Origin of the sequence: Streptomyces rubellomurinus (assembly GCF_000961885.1) — a bacterium.
GTDB classification, from domain to species: domain Bacteria; phylum Actinomycetota; class Actinomycetes; order Streptomycetales; family Streptomycetaceae; genus Kitasatospora; species Kitasatospora rubellomurina.
In genome coordinates this window covers 21,306-39,018 of the sequence record NZ_JZKH01000036.1, presented here as the reverse complement: position 1 = coordinate 39,018, position 17,713 = coordinate 21,306, and the positions used below count along the sequence as shown (strand labels likewise).

General features: G+C 74.3%; 19 protein-coding genes. 9 read left to right on the top strand and 10 right to left on the bottom strand.

The annotated features are described in order from the left end of the window. Positions 1-170: 170 nt before the first annotated feature. Positions 171-1,403, bottom strand: a complete 1,233-nt coding sequence (locus tag VM95_RS18800) for a serine hydrolase domain-containing protein (RefSeq protein WP_244178840.1) — start codon at positions 1,401-1,403, stop codon at positions 171-173. Positions 1,404-1,868: 465 nt separating this feature from the next. Between VM95_RS18800 and nhaA the strand changes: the two genes are divergently transcribed. The 4 genes from nhaA to VM95_RS18780 all read left to right on the top strand — a co-directional run bounded on the left by nhaA (position 1,869) and on the right by VM95_RS18780 (position 5,605). Then, positions 1,869-3,269, top strand: coding sequence for a Na+/H+ antiporter NhaA (gene nhaA, locus VM95_RS18795; protein WP_045698267.1), 1,401 nt, complete (start codon positions 1,869-1,871; stop codon positions 3,267-3,269). A gap of 216 nt (positions 3,270-3,485) precedes the next feature. After that, complete coding sequence (locus VM95_RS18790; RefSeq protein ID WP_045698263.1) at positions 3,486-3,962, top strand: phage holin family protein; 477 nt, start codon at positions 3,486-3,488, stop codon at positions 3,960-3,962. Positions 3,963-4,063: 101 nt separating this feature from the next. Then, positions 4,064-5,188, top strand: a complete 1,125-nt coding sequence (locus VM95_RS18785) for an alpha/beta fold hydrolase (protein ID WP_244178839.1) — start codon at positions 4,064-4,066, stop codon at positions 5,186-5,188. A 207-nt stretch (positions 5,189-5,395) separates the two neighbouring features. After that, positions 5,396-5,605 carry a hypothetical protein gene (locus VM95_RS18780; protein ID WP_045698261.1) on the top strand — a complete coding sequence of 70 codons (210 nt, stop codon included), beginning with the start codon at positions 5,396-5,398 and terminating at the stop codon, positions 5,603-5,605. A gap of 40 nt (positions 5,606-5,645) precedes the next feature. Here VM95_RS18780 and VM95_RS18775 read toward each other — a convergent pair whose 3' ends face one another. From VM95_RS18775 to nth, 4 genes are all read right to left on the bottom strand, one after another. Beyond that, a complete protein-coding gene (locus tag VM95_RS18775) occupies positions 5,646-6,344 on the bottom strand; it encodes a metal-dependent hydrolase (RefSeq protein ID WP_078860138.1) in 699 nt (232 codons plus the stop codon). Positions 6,345-6,495: 151 nt separating this feature from the next. Beyond that, the gene (locus tag VM95_RS18770; RefSeq protein WP_045698256.1) at positions 6,496-7,680 is read right to left on the bottom strand and encodes a MarP family serine protease; all 1,185 of its coding nucleotides are present in this window, start codon (positions 7,678-7,680) and stop codon (positions 6,496-6,498) included. 46 nt (positions 7,681-7,726) lie between these two features. After that, the gene (locus tag VM95_RS18765) at positions 7,727-8,461 is read right to left on the bottom strand and encodes an NUDIX hydrolase (protein WP_045698254.1); all 735 of its coding nucleotides are present in this window, start codon (positions 8,459-8,461) and stop codon (positions 7,727-7,729) included. Between the two features lie 73 nt (positions 8,462-8,534). After that, positions 8,535-9,413, bottom strand: a complete 879-nt coding sequence (gene nth, locus VM95_RS18760) for an endonuclease III (protein WP_045698252.1) — start codon at positions 9,411-9,413, stop codon at positions 8,535-8,537. A 302-nt stretch (positions 9,414-9,715) separates the two neighbouring features. Between nth and VM95_RS18755 the strand changes: the two genes are divergently transcribed. The 3 genes from VM95_RS18755 to VM95_RS18745 all read left to right on the top strand — a co-directional run bounded on the left by VM95_RS18755 (position 9,716) and on the right by VM95_RS18745 (position 12,284). Continuing rightward, on the top strand, positions 9,716-10,504 hold the full coding sequence (locus VM95_RS18755) for an alpha/beta fold hydrolase (RefSeq protein WP_045698251.1): 789 nt from the start codon (positions 9,716-9,718) through the stop codon (positions 10,502-10,504). 132 nt (positions 10,505-10,636) lie between these two features. Further along, positions 10,637-11,254: an RraA family protein gene (locus VM95_RS18750; RefSeq protein WP_045698250.1), complete on the top strand. Its 618-nt coding sequence runs from the start codon at positions 10,637-10,639 to the stop codon at positions 11,252-11,254. A gap of 355 nt (positions 11,255-11,609) precedes the next feature. Further along, positions 11,610-12,284 (top strand): Crp/Fnr family transcriptional regulator, encoded by a 675-nt coding sequence (locus tag VM95_RS18745; protein WP_030288117.1) that lies wholly within the window; start codon positions 11,610-11,612, stop codon positions 12,282-12,284. Positions 12,285-12,369: 85 nt separating this feature from the next. On the opposite strand, the gene VM95_RS18740 is transcribed toward VM95_RS18745, so the two are convergent. The 5 genes from VM95_RS18740 to sp36 form a co-directional block, all read right to left on the bottom strand. Next, the gene (locus VM95_RS18740) at positions 12,370-13,203 is read right to left on the bottom strand and encodes an MBL fold metallo-hydrolase (RefSeq protein WP_045698239.1); all 834 of its coding nucleotides are present in this window, start codon (positions 13,201-13,203) and stop codon (positions 12,370-12,372) included. A 34-nt stretch (positions 13,204-13,237) separates the two neighbouring features. Continuing rightward, complete coding sequence (locus VM95_RS42640; RefSeq protein WP_157882143.1) at positions 13,238-13,411, bottom strand: hypothetical protein; 174 nt, start codon at positions 13,409-13,411, stop codon at positions 13,238-13,240. An 84-nt stretch (positions 13,412-13,495) separates the two neighbouring features. Continuing rightward, positions 13,496-14,362: an NUDIX hydrolase gene (locus tag VM95_RS18735; protein ID WP_157882142.1), complete on the bottom strand. Its 867-nt coding sequence runs from the start codon at positions 14,360-14,362 to the stop codon at positions 13,496-13,498. A gap of 78 nt (positions 14,363-14,440) precedes the next feature. Further along, on the bottom strand, positions 14,441-14,908 hold the full coding sequence (locus tag VM95_RS18730) for a RidA family protein (protein WP_045698235.1): 468 nt from the start codon (positions 14,906-14,908) through the stop codon (positions 14,441-14,443). Further along, positions 14,905-15,063, bottom strand: coding sequence for a Sp36 family protein (gene sp36 / locus VM95_RS41660; RefSeq protein ID WP_094743074.1), 159 nt, complete (start codon positions 15,061-15,063; stop codon positions 14,905-14,907). Before sp36 ends, VM95_RS18730 begins: the two co-directional genes overlap by 4 nt. A gap of 256 nt (positions 15,064-15,319) precedes the next feature. Between sp36 and bagA the strand changes: the two genes are divergently transcribed. Beyond that, entirely contained in the window at positions 15,320-16,453 is a 1,134-nt protein-coding gene (gene bagA / locus VM95_RS18725) for an ATPase BagA (RefSeq protein ID WP_045698233.1), read from the top strand. 38 nt (positions 16,454-16,491) lie between these two features. Continuing rightward, positions 16,492-17,652, top strand: a complete 1,161-nt coding sequence (gene bagB / locus VM95_RS18720; protein ID WP_045698306.1) for an ATPase BagB — start codon at positions 16,492-16,494, stop codon at positions 17,650-17,652. Positions 17,653-17,713 lie beyond the last annotated feature (61 nt).

Below are 17,713 nucleotides of genomic sequence, written 5' to 3'. Positions count from 1 at the left end.
GGCACGGTTGCCGAACACGCCGGCGCGGCCGGTGACGGTGCCCCGGGCGGTTCCCACCGCCCGGGGCACCGGCGTCCGCCCGCGCCGCCGTCACGCCATCGCGCGACCGCGCCACGCCGCCGTCAGGCCACCCCGCCGTCAGGCCACCGCGCGGCCGACCCGGCGCACCGTCAGTCCGCCGGCTCCGCCAGGCGTTCCGCGGCCAGGGTGCGCAGCGTCTCGTACGCGCTCCGAGCCAGGCCCCGGCTGCGCAGGGAGCGGGCGCCGGCCAGCACCGCCAGGCCGACCTGGGCCCGCGGGCTGAACCCGACGAAGGCGCCGGAGCCGCGGGTGGAGCCGGTGTGGAACACCAGCTCGGCGCCCTCCTCGGCGACACCCGACGGACCGGGCTCGCCACCCGGGCCGTCGACCTCCCCCGCCGCCTTCCCCGTCGCCACCCCTGCCGCGACTTCCCGCACCGCCGCCGGCTCCGCCTCCGTCGCGCACAGCGAGCGGTGGTTCCACCCGAGGCAGACCCGGGTGCCGCCGGTCCGGCGCCGCCCGGCCCTGGGGTGGCTGACCTCGCCGAGGGCCGTCCGCAGGACCGCCGCGTCGGCCGGTGAGGAGAGCGGCACGGCGTCCAGCGACAGGTGTGCCTGCAGGTAGCGGAGCAGGTCGTCGGCGGTGGAACGCAGCGCGGCCGCGCCAGGCAGCGCGGGCAGCCGGAAGGACGGCACCCAGCGGCCGCGCCGGTACCCGGTGGCATCCTCCCGGCCGGGGCCGCAGGAGGTGTCCAGCAGGCCCAGCGGGCCGCAGACCCGGGCAGCCAGCAGGTCGTCGTAGCGCTGCCCGGCCGCGTTGGCCAGCAGGAGGCCGAGCAGTCCGCAGCCGAGGCTGGAGTAGCGCACCTGGGTGCCCGGGGTTCCCCGCACCGGGGTCCGGGGCAGCGCCCTGAGCAGGTGTGCGGGGCCGAACGTCGCGTACGGACGGGTGAACCAGCGCGGGGCCGCCGCCGGCAGCAGGCCGACCGGCAGCCGGGGCAGCCCGGAGGTGTGGGTGGCCAGGTGGAGCAGGGTGATCGGCCGCTCGTGCGGATAGCCGGGGACGGCACCGGCGGGGAGGTAACGGTCGATCGGGTCGTCGTACCGGACCTCACCCCGGGCGGCCATCTCGGCGAGCAGCAGCCCGGTGAAGGTCCTGGTGACGGAGCCGAGCGCGAATCGGGTGTCGGCGCGGACCGGACGCTCGCCGGAGCGGTCGGCGCGCCCCCGACAGGCGACCGTCCGCTCGTCGCCGCGGATCACCGCGACGGCGACGCCGCCGTCCGGTCCGGCGGCGCGGAACAGCGGGCGGAGCAGCCGGTCGAGGTCGGCGGGAACGTCCGGATCCGCAGCACTCGAACCGGCCACGAAGGGACCCGCCACGAACGGACCGGCCACAAACGGACCGGCCACGAACGGACCGGACGCGCCGAACGCACCGCCCGAGCCGGGTGGCTCCGCGGGCTCACCGGGTAACAGGGGCGGTTCGGGCAGGGCGGTGCCACCACCGGGCATGGTCGTGCCTCCAGCACAGCGAAGGGGGATGTGCGCCGGCCCTGAACCGGGTGGCGCCTGCGACCGACGATAGGGAGGCGTTCACCCGAGTGCACTCGGCCTGGTCCGTTCGGGTGCCGGGCGACTGCTCCTCGGGAGTGCAGAAAGGGCCGGCAGGGCTTAAGTCCTTGAATAGGACGATCCGGTCATCACCCGAACGTCCCGTAGACTGCTAAGGACGCATCAAGATCCTCGTGCAGGAATCCGGGCGTCACAGGGCGCGCCGGGAAGTCTGGTCGGCACTTGCACCACCCGTGCAACCGTTGCCGCTCCCAGCCCCTCAGGAGGTCACGCGTGACCGACCAGTCGCCTGCCCACCAGCAGACCCCCCGACGCCGGCAGTTGCTCGGCCGGCTGTCCCTGCCCGAGCGCGCCTTCATCACCGACGCCCTGCGCACCGAGACGGTCGGCGGCATGCTCCTGCTGGGCGCCGCCGTGATCGCGCTGATCTGGGCCAACGTCTGGCCGCACGCGTACGAGAGCCTGCTCAACCACACCGTCGGCCCGTCCGCGCCGCTCCACCTCGACCTCTCCCTGGCCACCTGGGCCAAGGACGGGCTGCTGACGATCTTCTTCTTCGTCGCCGGGATCGAGCTCAAGCGCGAGTTCGTGGCGGGCGAGCTGCGCACCCCGAGTGCCGCGCTGCTGCCCGTGATCGCGGCCGTCTGCGGGGTCGCGATGCCCGCGATCCTGTTCGCCCTGGTCAACTCCGGCAGCGGCGGTCACCCCGGCGGGTGGGCGATCCCGACCGCCACCGACATCGCCTTCGCGCTCGGCGTGCTGGCCGTGGTCGGCAGCCACCTGCCGTCCCCGCTGCGCGCGTTCCTGCTCACCCTCGCCGTCGTGGACGACCTGATCGCGATCCTGATCATCGCGGTCTTCTACAGCTCCGGGATCAAGTTCTGGGCGCTCGGCCTGGCCTTCGCCGGTCTGGTGCTGTTCTGGTTCCTGCACCGCCGCGGGGTGCACGGCTGGTACCTGTTCGTGCCGCTGGCCGTCGTGGTCTGGGCGCTGATGCACGAGAGCGGCATCCACGCCACGGTGGCCGGCGTCGCGATGGGCCTGATGCTGCGCTGCCACCGGGAGGGCGACGAGCAGCACTCCCCCGGCGAGCACATCGAGCACCTGGTCCGTCCGCTCTCGGCCGGCCTGGCCGTCCCGGTGTTCGCGCTGTTCTCGGCCGGGGTGACGATCTCCGGCTCGGCGCTGCGCGAGGTGTTCACCCAGGCCGCCCCGCTCGGCATCGTGATCGGCCTGCTGGTCGGCAAGACGGTCGGCATATTCGGCGGCACCCGGCTGGCCGCGCGCTTCACCCGGGCCGAGCTGAACCCGCAGCTCAAGTGGGCCGATATGTTCGCCGTCTCGGTGCTCGCGGGCATCGGCTTCACCGTCTCACTGCTGATCAGCGAGCTGGCCTTCCCCAACGATCCGACGCTCGCCGAGCGCGCCAAGGCGGCCGTGCTGGTCGGCTCGCTGCTCTGCGCGCTGGTCGCCACCGCCCTGCTGAAGCTGCGCAACCGGCACTACCGCGCACTCTGCGAGGAGGAGGACCGGGACGTGGACGGCGACGGCGTCCCGGACGTCTACCAGGCGGACGACCCGGCCTGGCGGTCCCGTGCCTCCCGGCTCGCGGCACAGCCGGCCGACGGCCCGGCGGCACGCCCCGCCGACGAGGGACCGGGAACGCCCGGCTGAGGCCTCGAAAGCCGCCCCCGCAGCGGCCCCGGAGGCCGGAGGGCACCACTCCGGCGGGGCCCCGGAGTGGTGTCCGACAGACCGGTGGAGGCATGATTCTGAGCTGTCGACAGTCCACAGACGCCTCCGGGGCCCCCACCGGCCCGCCGGAACCGCACCATCCGGCGGCGTCACGCCACAGCCGCAGAGCCCCACAGCCGCAGAGGAGAATCGCTGATGCCCGCAGGAACCGCAGACCCGTCCAGCAACGGCCGGGCGCCCCACGAGGGCGAGCGTTCGGTGGGGCAGCTGTTCGCCGCGGCCACCGCCGACCTGTCCGCACTGGTCCACGACGAGATCGCGCTCGCCAAGTCCGAGATCCGGGCGGACGTCAAGCGCGGCGTCTCCGGTGGCCTCTTCATCGCCGTCGCCGGGGTGATCGCACTCGCCTCGGTGCCGATGTTCAGCATCGCGATCGCCTACCTCATCCACTTCCTGGGCGTGCCGCTCGGTGGGGCGTTCGCGCTCTCGGGTGTCCTCCACCTGATCCTCGCGCTCGTGGTCGGCATCGTCGCCGTGCGCTTCTTCAAGCGCATCCAGAAGCCGGAGCGCACCATGGAGGGCGTCCAGAAGACCGCCGAGGTGCTGAAGACCGCCCGGCCGCGCCCGGCCACCAAGGAGGAGATCGACCGGGCCCTGGGCCGCATCCCGTAAAGCCTCCCGGTCGGGCATCCCGTCAACCGCGGGCGCACCCGGACCCGCCGACAGCGAGTGCCGGGCGCGTCGGCGCCGCGCGGATGTGACACGCTCTCGGTATGCCGCTCGACCAGAAGCCCGTACCCGCGCGCCCGTCCGCCGATTCCGGCCCCGGCTCCGACCCCGAGACCGGGGCCGCCTCCGGGGCCGGCGCACGGCCCGGCGCAGAGCTCCGCCAGGCCCCCGGAGACGGAACCGGCCGGGACGGAAGCAGCGGCGAGGACGGAAGCAGTGGCGCGGGCGGAGCCGCCGAGGGCGGCTCTGTCGAGGGCGGAGCCGCCGAGGCGTGGAGCATCCGTCAGCCCGGCCCGTGGACGCACCGCGACCTCGCCGCCAACGGCGCCCGCTTCCACATCGCCGAGCTGGGTTCCGGCCCCCTGGTGCTGCTGGTGCACGGCTGGCCGGAGTACTGGTGGGCCTGGCGCCACCAGCTGACCGCGCTCGCCGAGGCCGGCTACCGCGCGGTGGCACTGGACCTGCGGGGCATCGGCGGCAGCGACCGCACCCCGCGCGGGTACGACCCCGGCAACCTCGCCCTGGACATCACCGGGGTGATCCGCTCGCTCGGCGAGCCCCGGGCACACCTGGTCGGGCACGCCTCCGGCGGCACCCTGGCCTGGGTGGCGGCGGTGATGCGGCCCTCGGTCATCCAGAGCCTCACCGTGGTCTCCGCCGCGCACCCCCGGGACCTGCGCCGGGCGCTCCTGACCGACCGCCGCCAGTTCGCCGCCTTCGAGCACGTGCTGGGCTTCCAGCGGCCGTGGATACCGGAACGCCGGCTGGTCGCCGAGGACGCCGCGCTGGTCGGCCGCTACCTGGCGGAGTGGACCGGTCCGAACGGCCTGGACGAGGCGGCCGTGCACGCGTACCGGCAGGCGATCCAGATCCCCAGCACCGCGCACTGCTCGATCGAGCCCTACCGCTGGCTGATGCGCTCGATGGCGCGGCCGGACGGCATCCAGTTCGCCCGGCGGATGAAGAAGCCGATCACCGCGCCGACCCTGCACGTCCAGGGCGCCGCCGACCCGGTGCTGCTCTCGCACACCGCGCTCGGCGGCGGCGAGTACGTCGCGGCGCCGTACCGCTGGCGGCTGCTGCCGGGGGTCGGGCACTTCCCGCACGAGGAGGTGCCGGAGCAGTTCACCGCCGAGCTGCTGGACTGGGTCGGCCGCCACAAGGAGTGAGCGGCGAGGACCCACCGCGCGGACCCGCCGCGAGGACCGACCCGCGCAAGGCATGACGCGCGCGAGGCGTGACCCGCGAAGGGCGTGCCCCGTGAGCGCCCTTCGCCCTCAACTCCCGTCAATCCGTGCTCATATGACAACCGCATAGGCCAATCTCGACGGCACCCGCACGGTTACCCCGACCGGCCCAGGGGCATCCATTCCGGTATGACCTGGATGCCCGATCGCGGCGGCGCCCCGCGCGGCCGACGCCACAACAGCCCCCAGCGCTCCGCGCACCGCCCCGACCGGGCGGAGGACCTCGGCTTCGACGGCGTCGAGCACCGTCAGCGCGCGGAGCGGCGGCAGCTCGGCATCCCGCGCATCCTGGGCCGGCGCGCCCGGTGGGTGGGCGCACGACTGCGGCGCGAGACCTGAGGCCTCGCGCCGCATCTCCGTTCGGCTGAACGCCGAGCCGTCAGTTGACGATCGTCGGCGACAGCGCCGTGAACCACAGCAGGACGAAGGTCGCCACCGACATGATCGGCACCAGCACCTTGGTCTCGACGTTGTTGCCGCTGCGCTTGATCAGCACGATCTCGTAGCGCTCCTTGTGCGGCCACAGCAGCGGCGCGCCCTTCTTGGTCAGGCAGTCGCCCAGCAGGTGCGCCAGCGTGCCCAGCGCCACCGCGTACGGCAGCCAGCCGGGCGAGTTGGGCATCCAGGTGTTCATGCCGAAGGTCCCGAGCGCGGACAGGCCGATCACGGTGATCCACGCCTCCGGGCCGTTGCTCGGCGGGCAGAGCCGCAGCGCCCGGATCGCGAGGGCCAGCAGGAAGAACGTCAGCGCGAGGGTGAAGTTGCGCCCCAGGTAGGTGACACCGGCCCAGGTGCCGCCGCCCATCAGCGCAACGAACAGCAGCGAGTGGGTGGCGTGCCGGTGCCCGCCGGAGGCCCAGGCCACGAAGCGGCAGAGCGCCTTGGAGACCGGGCCCAGGAAGTTGGCGATCGAGCCGTCGTGGTGGTCGAGGTCCGGCAGCAGGGCCGCGCCCGCGCACAGCACCGTGCCCATCAGTATGTCCGCCGGCTGCAGCGTGGTGTGCAGCAGCAGCGGGGGCAGGAACGGCGCGGATGCCGCGTACAGCATCGCCCCGCTCACCGCGTGCGAGTGACCCATCATCGGACTGCCACGACCTCCCCGTCGACTCACTCCGGGACGGCGCCCGGTTGAGCCGAACGGGTGAGCGCGGCCGAGGCTATCAGGATGGACTGACGGTACGACGGATCCCGCGCCGTCAGAAACGCCTGCTGAACGCCGCGAGGGGCGGTCAGAGCGCGCAGCCCTGGGTGTCGACCCGGGCGGTCGCGCCGCCGCCCTTCTCGACGTCGTCCCGCACCTCGGCGGCGGTCAGCACGTACCCGGTGTCGGCGCTGTCCAGCGACTTGGCGAACACCACGCCGTACACCTGGCCGTCCGGGGTGAGCAGCGGGCCGCCGCTGTTGCCCTGGCGGACCACCGAGCGCACCGAGTAGACGTCGCGCACCACCTGGCCCCGGTGGTAGATGTCCGGGCCGTTGGCCTGGATGCGGCCGCGGATGCGGGCGGGCTGGACGTTGAACGCGCCGTTCTCCGGGAAGCCCGCGACGATCGCGCTGTCGTTGGTCTTCGCCTCGCCCGCGAAGGTCAGCGCCGGCGCGTTCAGCTTGGGCACGTCCAGGACGGCGATGTCGCGCTGCCAGTCGTAGCGGACCACGGTGGCGTCGTACAGCTGGCCGACGCCACCGATCTGCACGGTCGGCTCGTCGACCCCGCCGACCACGTGGGCGTTGGTCATCACCCGGTGCGGCGCGAACACGAAGCCGCTGCCCTCCAGCGTCTTGCCGCAGGAGGTCGCGGTGCCGACCACCTTGACCAGGCTCAGCCGGGCCTTCGCGACCGCCGCGCTGTCGGCCAGCGCCGGGTCCGGGGTGTCGACCTGGGTGATCGGCTCGTGCTCGAAGGGGTTGAAGACCTGCGGGAAGCCGTTGCGGGCGAGCACCTTGGAGAAGTCCGAGAACCAGTTCGGGGCGTCGCCCGGCAGCGCGTCCTGGACGCCCGCCAGGATCTTCGAGGAGCGGACCTGCTTGGAGACCGTCGGCAGTGACGTCCCGGCGAGGGCGGACCCGATCAGCCAGGCCACCAGCAGCATCGAGAGCACGTTCACCGCGGCGCCGCCGGTCGCGTCCAGCACCCGGGCCGGGCGGCGCTCGATGTGGCCGCGCAGCTTCCAGCCGTAGTGCGCGGTGATCGCCTGGCCGACCGCGGCGAAGACGATCACCACCACGACGGCCACCACCGAGGCGGTGGTGCCCGGGCTGAGGTGGTCGAGCAGCAGCGGCAGCAGTTGGACGGCCAGCAGGCCGCCGCCGAGGAAGCCGATCAGCGACAGGACCCCGACGACGAAGCCCTGCCGGTAGCCGGACACGGCGAATCCCACGGCAGCGGCGATCAGCAGCACATCCAGGACGTTCACTCCGACACCCTCCCACGCCCGGCGCCCCCGCCGCGCCGCCCACCGGTCACGAACCGGCGGAGTCGCCGCCCAGCAGTGCGCGGGAGTGGTCGAGGTCGCCCTGCACCAGGGCCAGCGCCTCGTCGGAGAGGTCGACGACCCTGGAGCGGTCCCAGGGCAGCTCCAGGCCGCTGTGGTGCAGCACCCGGTCGATCACCCCGGCCGTGAAGCCCCACACCAGCCGCCCGGCGACCGCGAAGGCCGGCCCGACGTGCCCGGACGGGTGCCGCAGCCGCACCCGGTTCGCCGGGTCCGCCAGGTCCGTGATCGGCACCCGGAACACCGCGCCGGTCTCCCCCAGGTCCACCGGCCGCACCGGCGACTCCTCGCGCCACCAGCCCAGCACCGGGGTCACCACGAAGCCGCTCACCGGGATGTACAGCCGGGGCAGCTCGGCGAACACCTGCACCCCCGCCGGATCCAGCCCGGTCTCCTCCCAGGCCTCGCGCAGCGCCGCCGCGACCGGGCCAGGGCCGGCCGGATCGCCGTCCTCCGGGTCCAGCGCACCGCCGGGGAAGGACGGCTGCCCGGCGTGCGAGCGCAGCGAACGGGCCCGCTCGATCAGCAGCAGGTCCGGCCCCTGCGGGCCCTCGCCGAACAGCATCAGCACCGCGGCCGCCCGGCCGCCCTCGGCCGGCGGCAGGAAGCGGCTCAGCTGCTCCGGCAGCACCCGCTCCGCCGCCTCCCGGACCGGCTCCAGCCAGCCCGGCAGGCCGTCCCGCTCGACACCCCGCACGGTCATCCGCCCACCTCGCTCCGCCCCGCTGCCGACGACCGGCACGCACGCCTCCCGACCGTTCTCCCGCCCACCGCGCTCACTCCTCCACCGCCAGGTCCGCGACCCGCCCCCGGTGGGCGACCGCGTCGGCCCGGGCGGCGGCCTCGCCGGGGAAGTCCGCGGGCGGCTTCAGCCGCTGGCCCGGCTGGCCGCCCATCTCGTACTTGAGCAGCTTGCGGGCCTTCTCCGGATCGGTCTCGCCCTCCCCGTAGGCCGGGCAGAGCGGGGCGATCGGGCAGGCCCCGCAGGCGGGCTTCTGGGAGTGGCAGATCCGGCGGCCGTGGAAGACCACGCGGTGCGAGAGCATCGTCCACTCGGACTTCGGGAAGATCTCGGCGACGGCCGCCTCGACCTTCACCGGATCGTCCTCGGCCGTCCAGCCGAACCGGCGGGCCAGCCGCCCGAAGTGGGTGTCCACGGTGATCCCGGGGACGCCGAAGGCGTTGCCGAGGACGACGTTGGCGGTCTTCCGGCCGACGCCGGGCAGCGTCACCAAGTCGGCCAGCCGGCCCGGGACTTCGCCGCCGAACTCGTCGCGCAGCGCGATCGACAGGCCGATCAGCGACTTCGCCTTGTTCCGGAAGAAGCCGGTCGGCCGGATGACCTCCTCCAGCTCCTCCGGGTTCGCCGCCGCCATGTCCTCCGGCGTCGGGTACTTGGCGAACAGCGCCGGGGTGGTCTGGTTCACCCGCAGGTCGGTGGTCTGCGCCGACAGCACGGTGGCCACCAGCAGTTGGAACGGGTTCTCGAAGTCCAGCTCGGGGTGCGCGTACGGGTACAGCTCGGCCAGCTCGCGGTTGATCCGCCGGGCCCGCCGCACCATCGCCAGGTGGGACTCCGGCTTCCTCGGCTTCACCGCCGCCTTCTTCACGGCCGGCCCCGGCGCCGCGGCCTTCCGGACCTTGCTCTCTGCCATGCACGAAGGCTACGCCGATCGACTCTCCGCACGTGACCGGTTTCACGGCTCCTCGAACGGATGTGCCCGACCTGCACGTGCATGCCGCCCGCCGCGCCCCTTCGGTGGACGGGCCGGCGCCGGAGGCGGGGTCGTCCGGCGCCGCGGGCCGTCCGTAGTCCGCGAAAGTCCGCGAAGTCCTGAGGTCCCGAGGTCCCGGAGTCCTGAAGTCTGCGGAAAAAATTTCGCGCGGGACCGATGAGTTCCGCGCCGAGTCCCGGTCTACCCCCATGACCGGCTCGCACGACAGAAGGAACGCCCCCATGAACACCGTGGTCTCCGCCGACGGCACCACCCTCGCCTGCACCGTCACCGGCTCCGGCCCGGCGGTCGTCCTCGTCGACGGCGCGCTCTGCCACCGGAACTTCGGCCCGGGCGCGGCGATCGCCGAGCAGCTCGCGGCCCACCACACCGTGTGGACGTACGACCGGCGCGGCCGCGGCGCCAGCGGCGACACCGCGCCGTTCGCGGTGTCGCGCGAGATCGAGGACCTGGCCGCCGTGATCGCCGCGGCCGGCGGTTCGGCCCGCGTGGTCGCCTTCTCGTCCGGTGCCGCGCTCGCCCTGCGGGCCGCCGCCGCGGGCGTCGCGATCGACCGGCTCGCCGTCTACGAGCCGCCGTTCAGCACCGAGGACGGGCAGGGCGCACGATTCGACGGGTACGTCGACGAGCTGACGGCGGCGCTCGCCGAAGGCCGGCGCGGGGACGCCGTCGCGGCCTTCATGACCTTCGTCGGACTGCCCCGGCCGATGCTGGACGGGATGCGCAACTCCCCGGTGTGGCCGGCCTTCGAGGCGGTCGCGCCGACCCTCGCGTACGACGCGGCGGCGCTGGGCGAGCAGGCCGGTGCGGCCGTCCCGGTGGAGCTCCTGGCCGGGGTCGCCGTGCCGACCCTGGTGCTGGACGGCGGGGCCAGCCCGGAGCTGCTGCGGGCGCCGGCCCGGGCGGTCGCGGCGGCCGTGCCGGGCGCCGAGTACCGGACGCTCGCCGACCAGACCCACGAAGTGGCGGCCGAGGCGATCGCGCCGGAGCTGCTGAAGTTCTTCGCCTGAGGGCAGCGAGCATGGGAAGCACCGGAAGGCCGGATGCGCCGGACCGTCTCCTGACCTGCTCCTGACGTGTCCTACTCTTCGCAGTCGATCAGGCGATCAGACCTGATCCGATCAGAGGGGGAACACACCGCCATGGACGAGGACTTCAAGGACATTCCGACCACCACCCTGGCCGACGTCCTGGGCCGCGCGCAGGTGATGGACATCGGCATCCGCCCGCTGTGGGCGGGCGGGCCCCGGGTGGCCGGCCCGGCCTTCACCGTGCAGTGCCCGCCCGGCGACAACCTGATGCTGCACGCGGCCATCTACCGGGCCGAGCCCGGTTCGGTGATCGTCGTCGAGTCCGGGGACCTCGACTACGCGCTGGCCGGCGGCAACGTCTGCGCCGTGGCGCAGCGCCGCGGCGTGGCCGCCTTCGTCGCGGACGGCCTGATCCGGGACCTCGGCGAGGTCCGCGAGCTGGGCTTCCCGGTCTTCGCCCGCGGCGTGATCCCGATCCCCGGCGCGAAGCAGGCCCTGGGCACGCACGGCGCCGTCGCCCGCTGCGGCGGCGTGGCGGTGGCGGCCGGCGACATCGTGGTCGCGGACGAGGAGGGCGTCGTGGTGGTGCCCGCCGCCCGCCGGGCCGAGACGCTGGCCGCGGCCCGGGCGAAGCTGGCCAAGGAGGCCGCCGAGACGCTCGACGACTGGGAGGCCGCCCACCGCGCCAAGATCGACCAGGCGCTCGCCGGGCTGGGCTTCACCGGCTGACCCCCGCGGGCCGGTCGTCCCTCCCCGGGGCCGACCGGCCCGGGCAGCGGCCGACCGGCCCGGGCAGCGGCCGACCGGCCCGTACGGCGGCGGACCTGCCCGGACGGCGGCCGCACGATCCGTACGGCGGCGGACGATCCGCCGTTCGACGGGAGCGAGCGGGCGTGCGAGCCGCGGCGGGTCGCCGGACGCCCGCGCGGTGACCCGCCGGTACGAATGGCCCCGCGCAGCACACCTCGACACACCCCCTCCTCATATGATCGGAGCGACATGCGCCATGCTTGGTGATGCAGAACACTGAACGGAACTTGCGCCGGACGGCCCACCCGCCGGACGGCCGAGAAGGAGGAAGCACGTGGACGACGTTCTGCGGCGCGCCGCACTCTTCGCGGCACTCGACGACGAACAGGCCGGCGAGCTGCGCGCTTCCATGACCGAGGTCACCCTCGCCCGTGGGGAGTCGCTGTTCCACGAGGGCGACCCGGGCGACCGCCTGTACGTCGTCGCCGAGGGCAAGGTCAAGCTGCACCGCGCCTCGCCGGACGGCCGCGAGAACATGCTCGCCGTGCTCGGCCCCAGCGAGATGATCGGCGAGCTGTCGCTGTTCGACCCGGGCCCGCGCACCGCCACCGCGAGCGCGCTGACCGAGGTCAAGCTGCTGGGCCTGGGCCACGGCGACCTGCAGCCCTGGCTGCACGCCCGCCCCGAGGTCTCCATCGCGCTGCTCCGGGCCATCGCCCGCCGCCTGCGCCGGACCAACGACGTGATGTCCGACCTGGTCTTCTCCGACGTACCCGGCCGCGTCGCCAAGGCCCTGTTGGACCTCTCCCGCCGCTTCGGCGTGCAGTCCGAGGAGGGCATCCACGTCGCGCACGACCTCACCCAGGAGGAGCTGGCCCAGCTGGTCGGCGCCTCCCGCGAGACGGTCAACAAGGCGCTCGCCGACTTCGCCGGCCGCGGCTGGCTGAAGCTGGAGGCCCGCGCGGTGGTCCTGCTCGACGTCGAGCGGCTGTCCCGCCGCTCGCGCTGACGCCCTGAGCGCCGGCGCTCCGAACACCGCGAAGGGCCCGTCCGCGTCGGACGGGCCCTTCGGCGTTCGCGCGTCGGGGCCGGGTTCAGTCCTGCTCCGGGATCAGCCCGTGCTCCCGCAGGTAGTCCAGCTGGGCCCGCACCGACAGCTCGGCGGCCGGCCAGAGCGTCCGGTCCACGTCCGCGTAGACCCGGGCCACCACCTCGGCGACCGTCCGGCAGCCCGCCTCGACGGCGGTCTCCACCTGGGCGAGCCGGGCGGCCCGGTGGGCCAGGTAGTAGTCGACGGCGCCGAGCGCGTCCGCCAGCACCGGCCCGTGGCCGGGCAGCACCGTCCGCACGCCGTGCTGGGAGGCCATCGTGTGCAGGTGGCGCAGCGAGTCCAGGTAGTCGCCGAGCCGGCCGTCCGGGTGGGCGACCATCGTGGTGCCGCGGCCGAGCACGGTGTCCCCGGTGAGGACCGCGCCGTCGTCCGGCAGGTGGAAGGTCAGCGAGTCGGAGGTGTGGCCGGGGGTGGCCACCACCCGCAGGTCGAGGCCGCCGACGTCCAGGCGCTGGCCGCCGACCAGCCCCTCGGAGCCCAGCCGGTGCGCCGGGTCCAGCGCGCGCACCTCGGTGCCCGTCAGCTCGGCGAAGCGGGCCGCACCCTCGGAGTGGTCGGCGTGGCCGTGGGTGAGCAGGGTCAGCGCGATCCGCTTGCCCCGCTCCTCCGCGAGCTCGATCACCCGGCGCAGGTGGCCCTCGTGCAGCGGGCCCGGGTCGATCACCGCCGCGAGGTCCGAGCCGGGCTCGGAGAGCAGCCAGGTGTTGGTGCCGTCCAGCGTCATCGGCGACGGGTTCGGCGCCAGCACGCACAGGGCCCGAGGGGTGGCCTCGCCGCCGATCACCGCGGCGGGGTCACCCGGCAGGAGTCCACTCATGCGCCCGCCTCGCTGCCCTCGATGGTTCGCTCGCTCACCGGCCGCCCTCTCCTTGTCGGTGCAGGGCCCGCAGCGGCAGGGCCCGGACGAGGGCGCGCTGCGCCACCTCGACGAACGGGACCGGCACGTCACAGGCCGGGGTACGGGGGGTCACACGGCGGGCGGGCAGCTCATGGGCCGTCCGGCGCACCACGTCGTTGTGGGTCATCGGGCGTCGTCCTCTCCGGGGCTCATCACGGGCGGTGGCATCGGGAGCAGTGTCATCAGGGGCGAAGGTGCACGGGCGCGGCGGTCAGGAGTCCTCGGGGAACTCCCCGTCGATGGTCAGTTCGTCGTACCCCGGCCAGCGCACCGTCATCCGGTCCCCGCGCACCTCGGCCCGCCCCAGCACCGGCTCCAGCGGACGGTCGGCGGCCGCGGCCAGCGCCTCGGCGACGGTGCGCACCGGCGACAGCTCGCGCAGCACGGTCACGGTCGGCGGCAGCATGCCGAACCGGCCCTCCCGGTGGCCGAGCACCGCCTCGGTGGGCGTCAGCCAGGCGACCCGGTCGGCCTCGCCGACCTCGCGGGCCGCGTCCTGGCCGGGCGGCAGCGCGGCGACGAAGAACCAGGTGTCGTACCGGCGTTCCTCGAACTCGGGGGTGATCCAGCGGGCCCAGCCGCCCAGCAGGTCGCTGCGCAGCACCAGGCCGTGGTCGCGGAGGAACTCGGCGAAGGACAGCTCGTGCGCCTCCAGCGCGGTCCGCTCGGCGGTCCAGTCGCGCGGCGCGGCGACGCTGTCGGCGTCCGGGCCGGCGAGCAGCACGCCGGCTTCCTCGAAGGTCTCCCGGACGGCGGCGCAGACCACCGCCCGCGCCGTCCGGGTGTCCACCCCGAGGCGCCGGGCCCACTCCTCGGGCGTCGGGCCGGCCCAGCCGGTCTCGACCTCGGCGTCCCGCGGGTCCACCCCGCCGCCCGGGTAGGCGTACATGCCGGCCGCGAAGGCCATCGAGGTGCGCCGACGCAGCAGGTACGCCTGCGGGCCGTCCGCCGAGTCGCGCAGCAGCACGACCGTCGCGGCGGGCCGGGGCACCGGCGGGGTCAGCGTGCCGGAGTCGACCGCCCGGATGCGGGCAGGCCAACCGGGCGGCATCGGGAGCGTCGTCGCTCGATGGTCCATGCCCGGATGCTAAGCGCACGGAGGCGGGGTTGGACAGGCCTGGCCCCGCCTCCGTGATCACTCGAGCGGTCCGCGCGCTCAGGCGGTGCGGACGCGCACCTGGAGCTCGACCTCGACCGGGGCGTCCAGCGGCAGCACCGCGACGCCGACCGCGCTGCGGGCGTGCACCCCGGCCTCGCCCAGCACCTTGCCGAGCAGCTCGCTGGCACCGTTGATCACGGCCGGCTGGCCGGTGAAGTCGGGCGCGGAGGCGACGAAGCCGACCACCTTCACGACCTGCTCGACCAGGTCCAGGTCACCGATCACCGACTTGACGGCGGCCAGGGCGTTCAGCGCACAGGTCTGCGCCAGCTCCTTGGCCTCCTCGGGGGACACCTCGGCACCGACCTTGCCGGTGCTCGGCAGCTTGCCGCCGACGACCGGCAGCTGGCCGGAGGTGAACACGAACTCGCCCGCCCGCACGGCCGGCACGTACGCGGCGACCGGGGCGGCCACCGGCGGCAGGCTCAGACCCAGCTCGGCGAGCTTCGACTCGACCTTGCTCATGCGTTCTTCTCCCGCTTGAAGTAGGCCACCAGCTGCTCCGGGTTCGGGCCGGGCACGACCTGGACCAGCTCCCAGCCGTCCTCGCCGAAGTTGTCCAGGATCTGCTTCGTGGCGTGCACGAGCAGGGGCGCCGTCATGTATTCCCACTTGGTCATGGCCAGACTCTAGACGAGCGGGCCCGGCGATCGGCGCCGCCGCCGGGCCGCGCGGGAGGCGGCGTACGGGGCGGCGCGTGCCGCGGCGGGTGCGGCCGCGTGTGAGGTGAGGCACAAAGCAGGCATGATCTGGGCCCGGCACCCCGGAAGCTCCGAACATCCGGCACGCTCCCGGATTACCCTCGCGAGAGGGCACTCACATGGCGGCGACCTCGGCGGAAGGGCGCCCCTAGGACGGAACGGACGGAGACGGAGCGTGGCACGCACCCCCGGCCAGGCGGCCCGGCGCGACCCCGACTGGGAGGGCGTCCGGCTGCACGTGGTCAGCGGCAAGGGCGGCACCGGGAAGACCACGCTGGCCGCGGCGCTGGCGCTCGCGCTCGCCGCGGACGGCGGACGGGTGCTGCTGATCGAGGTCGAGGGCCGCCAGGGCATCGCCGAACTGTTCGGGATCGCCGCGCTGCCGTACGAGGAGCGCAGGATCGCCTCGGTCACCCGCGCCCAGCTGGGCCTGCCGGCCGAGCCGGGCGACGGCGCGGACAGCGGGCGTACGGGCGGCGGGCGTACGGGCGGCGGGCGTACGGGCGGCGCCGCCGGCGAGGTGTTCGCGCTGGCGATCGACACCGAGCAGGCGCTGCTCGAGTACCTGGAGATGTTCTACAAGCTCGGCCGCGCCGGCAAGGCGCTGCAGAAGATGGGCTTCATCGACTTCGCCACCACCATCGCGCCCGGCGTCCGGGACGTCCTGCTCACCGGCAAGGCCTGCGAGGCGGCCCGGCGCAAGGGCCCGGACGGCCGTCTGCGCTACGACGCGATCGTGATGGACGCCCCGCCGACCGGGCGGCTCACCCGGTTCCTGAACGTCAACGCCGAGGTCGCCGGCCTGGCCCGGATCGGCCCGATACACACGCAGGCGCAGGCCGTGATGGGGGTGCTGAAGTCGCCGGAGACGGCCGTGCACCTGGTCACCCTGCTGGAGGAGATGCCGGTGCAGGAGACCGTCGACGGCTTCGCCGAGCTGCGCGAGGTGAAGCTCCCGGTGGGCGGGGTGCTGGTCAACATGGTCCGGCCGCCGGTGCTGGACGCCGCGGCGGTGGCCGCGGTGCACGGCGACCACCGCGAGGAGGTCGCGGTGGCCCTCGGCGAGGCCGGGCTCGGCGGCCGCTCGCGCAGCCCGGAGACCGTCCGGGCTGCGGTGGAGCCGCTGCTCGACCCGCTGCTGGCGCAGGCCAGGGAGCACAGCGAGCGGGTCGAGCTGGAGCGCGCGCAGCGCGCCGACCTGCAGCGGCTGCGGCTGCCCACGTACGAACTGCCGCTGCTCGGCGAGGGCGTGGACCTCGGCGGGCTGTACCGGCTGGCGGGCGAACTCAAGCGGCAGGGGGCGGCGTGACCGGCAGCGGCACGAAGGCGAACGGCGGCGGCAACGGCATGCGGGGCACCGGCAAGCGGCTCGCGGTCGACGCGCTGATCGACGACCCGAAGACCAGGATCATCGTCTGCTGCGGCTCCGGCGGCGTCGGCAAGACCACCACCGCCGCGGCGATCGGCCTGCGGGCCGCCGAGCGCGGCCGCAAGGCGGTCGTGCTCACCATCGACCCGGCCCGGCGGCTGGCCCAGTCGATGGGCCTGACCGAGCTGGACAACACCCCCCGGGTGGTCAAGGGCGTCACGGGCGAGGGCGAGCTCCAGGCCATGATGCTCGACATGAAGCGGACCTTCGACGAGGTCGTGCTCGCCCACTCCGAGCCCGAACGGGCCCGGATGATCATGGAGAACCCGTTCTACCAGTCCCTGTCGGCCGGCTTCGCGGGCACGCAGGAGTACATGGCGATGGAGAAGCTCGGCCAGCTGCGCTCCGCCGACGAGTGGGACCTCATCGTCGTGGACACCCCGCCGTCCCGCTCCGCGCTGGACTTCCTGGACGCGCCCAACCGGCTCGGCTCCTTCCTGGACGGCCGGGTGATCCGCCTGCTGGCCGCCCCCGCCAAGGTCGGCGGCCGCAGCGCGCTGAAGTTCCTGAACGCCGGGATGGGCCTGTTCACCGGCGGGCTGGGCAAGATCTTCGGCGCCCAGCTGCTCACCGACGTGCAGACCTTCATCACCGCGATGGACTCGATGTTCGGCGGCTTCCGGGAGCGCGCCGACCGCACGTACCGGCTGCTCAAGGCGCCGGGCACGGCGTTCCTGGTGGTGGCGGTGCCGGAGCGGGACGCGCTGCGCGAGGCGGCGTACTTCGTCGACCGGCTCGCCGCGGACCGGATGCCGCTGGCCGGGCTGGTGCTCAACCGGGTGCACGACACGGGCGCGCCGCAGCTCACCGCGGAACGGTCGCTGGCGGCCGCCGAGACGCTGGAGGAGAACGGTTCGGAGCACTCCTCGCCGGCGGCGGAGCTGCTCGCGGCCGGGCTGCTGCGGCTGCACGCCGAGCGGATGCAGATCATGGGGCGGGAGCGCCGCACCCGGGACCGGTTCGTCTCGGTGTACCCGGACGTGCCGATCGTCGAGGTGGCCGCGCTGCCGGGTGACGTGCACGACCTGGACGGGCTGCGGGACATCGGGGACCGGCTCGGCGGCTCGGCGCCGTCCTGACCGGGCGGGTCGGACGGGGTCGGACGGGTCGGTCCGGCTCGGGCAGCCCGGGCGCCACGCG

Excerpts from the sequence above, each read along its gene's own strand:
- VM95_RS18790 (WP_045698263.1), top strand. The coding sequence starts at position 3,486 with ATGCCCGCAGGAACCGCAGACCCGTCCAGCAACGGCCGGGCGCCCCAC.
- VM95_RS18785 (WP_244178839.1), top strand. The coding sequence starts at position 4,064 with ATGCCGCTCGACCAGAAGCCCGTACCCGCGCGCCCGTCCGCCGATTCC.
- VM95_RS18780 (WP_045698261.1), top strand. The coding sequence starts at position 5,396 with ATGACCTGGATGCCCGATCGCGGCGGCGCCCCGCGCGGCCGACGCCAC.
- VM95_RS18775 (WP_078860138.1), bottom strand. The coding sequence starts at position 6,344 with ATGGGTCACTCGCACGCGGTGAGCGGGGCGATGCTGTACGCGGCATCC.
- VM95_RS18765 (WP_045698254.1), bottom strand. The coding sequence starts at position 8,461 with ATGACCGTGCGGGGTGTCGAGCGGGACGGCCTGCCGGGCTGGCTGGAG.
- nth (WP_045698252.1), bottom strand. The coding sequence starts at position 9,413 with ATGGCAGAGAGCAAGGTCCGGAAGGCCGCGGCGCCGGGGCCGGCCGTG.
- VM95_RS18755 (WP_045698251.1), top strand. The coding sequence starts at position 9,716 with ATGAACACCGTGGTCTCCGCCGACGGCACCACCCTCGCCTGCACCGTC.
- VM95_RS18750 (WP_045698250.1), top strand. The coding sequence starts at position 10,637 with ATGGACGAGGACTTCAAGGACATTCCGACCACCACCCTGGCCGACGTC.
- VM95_RS18740 (WP_045698239.1), bottom strand. The coding sequence starts at position 13,203 with ATGAGTGGACTCCTGCCGGGTGACCCCGCCGCGGTGATCGGCGGCGAG.
- VM95_RS42640 (WP_157882143.1), bottom strand. The coding sequence starts at position 13,411 with ATGACCCACAACGACGTGGTGCGCCGGACGGCCCATGAGCTGCCCGCC.
- VM95_RS18735 (WP_157882142.1), bottom strand. The coding sequence starts at position 14,362 with ATGGACCATCGAGCGACGACGCTCCCGATGCCGCCCGGTTGGCCTGCC.
- VM95_RS18730 (WP_045698235.1), bottom strand. The coding sequence starts at position 14,908 with ATGAGCAAGGTCGAGTCGAAGCTCGCCGAGCTGGGTCTGAGCCTGCCG.
- sp36 (WP_094743074.1), bottom strand. The coding sequence starts at position 15,063 with ATGACCAAGTGGGAATACATGACGGCGCCCCTGCTCGTGCACGCCACG.
- bagB (WP_045698306.1), top strand. The coding sequence starts at position 16,492 with ATGCGGGGCACCGGCAAGCGGCTCGCGGTCGACGCGCTGATCGACGAC.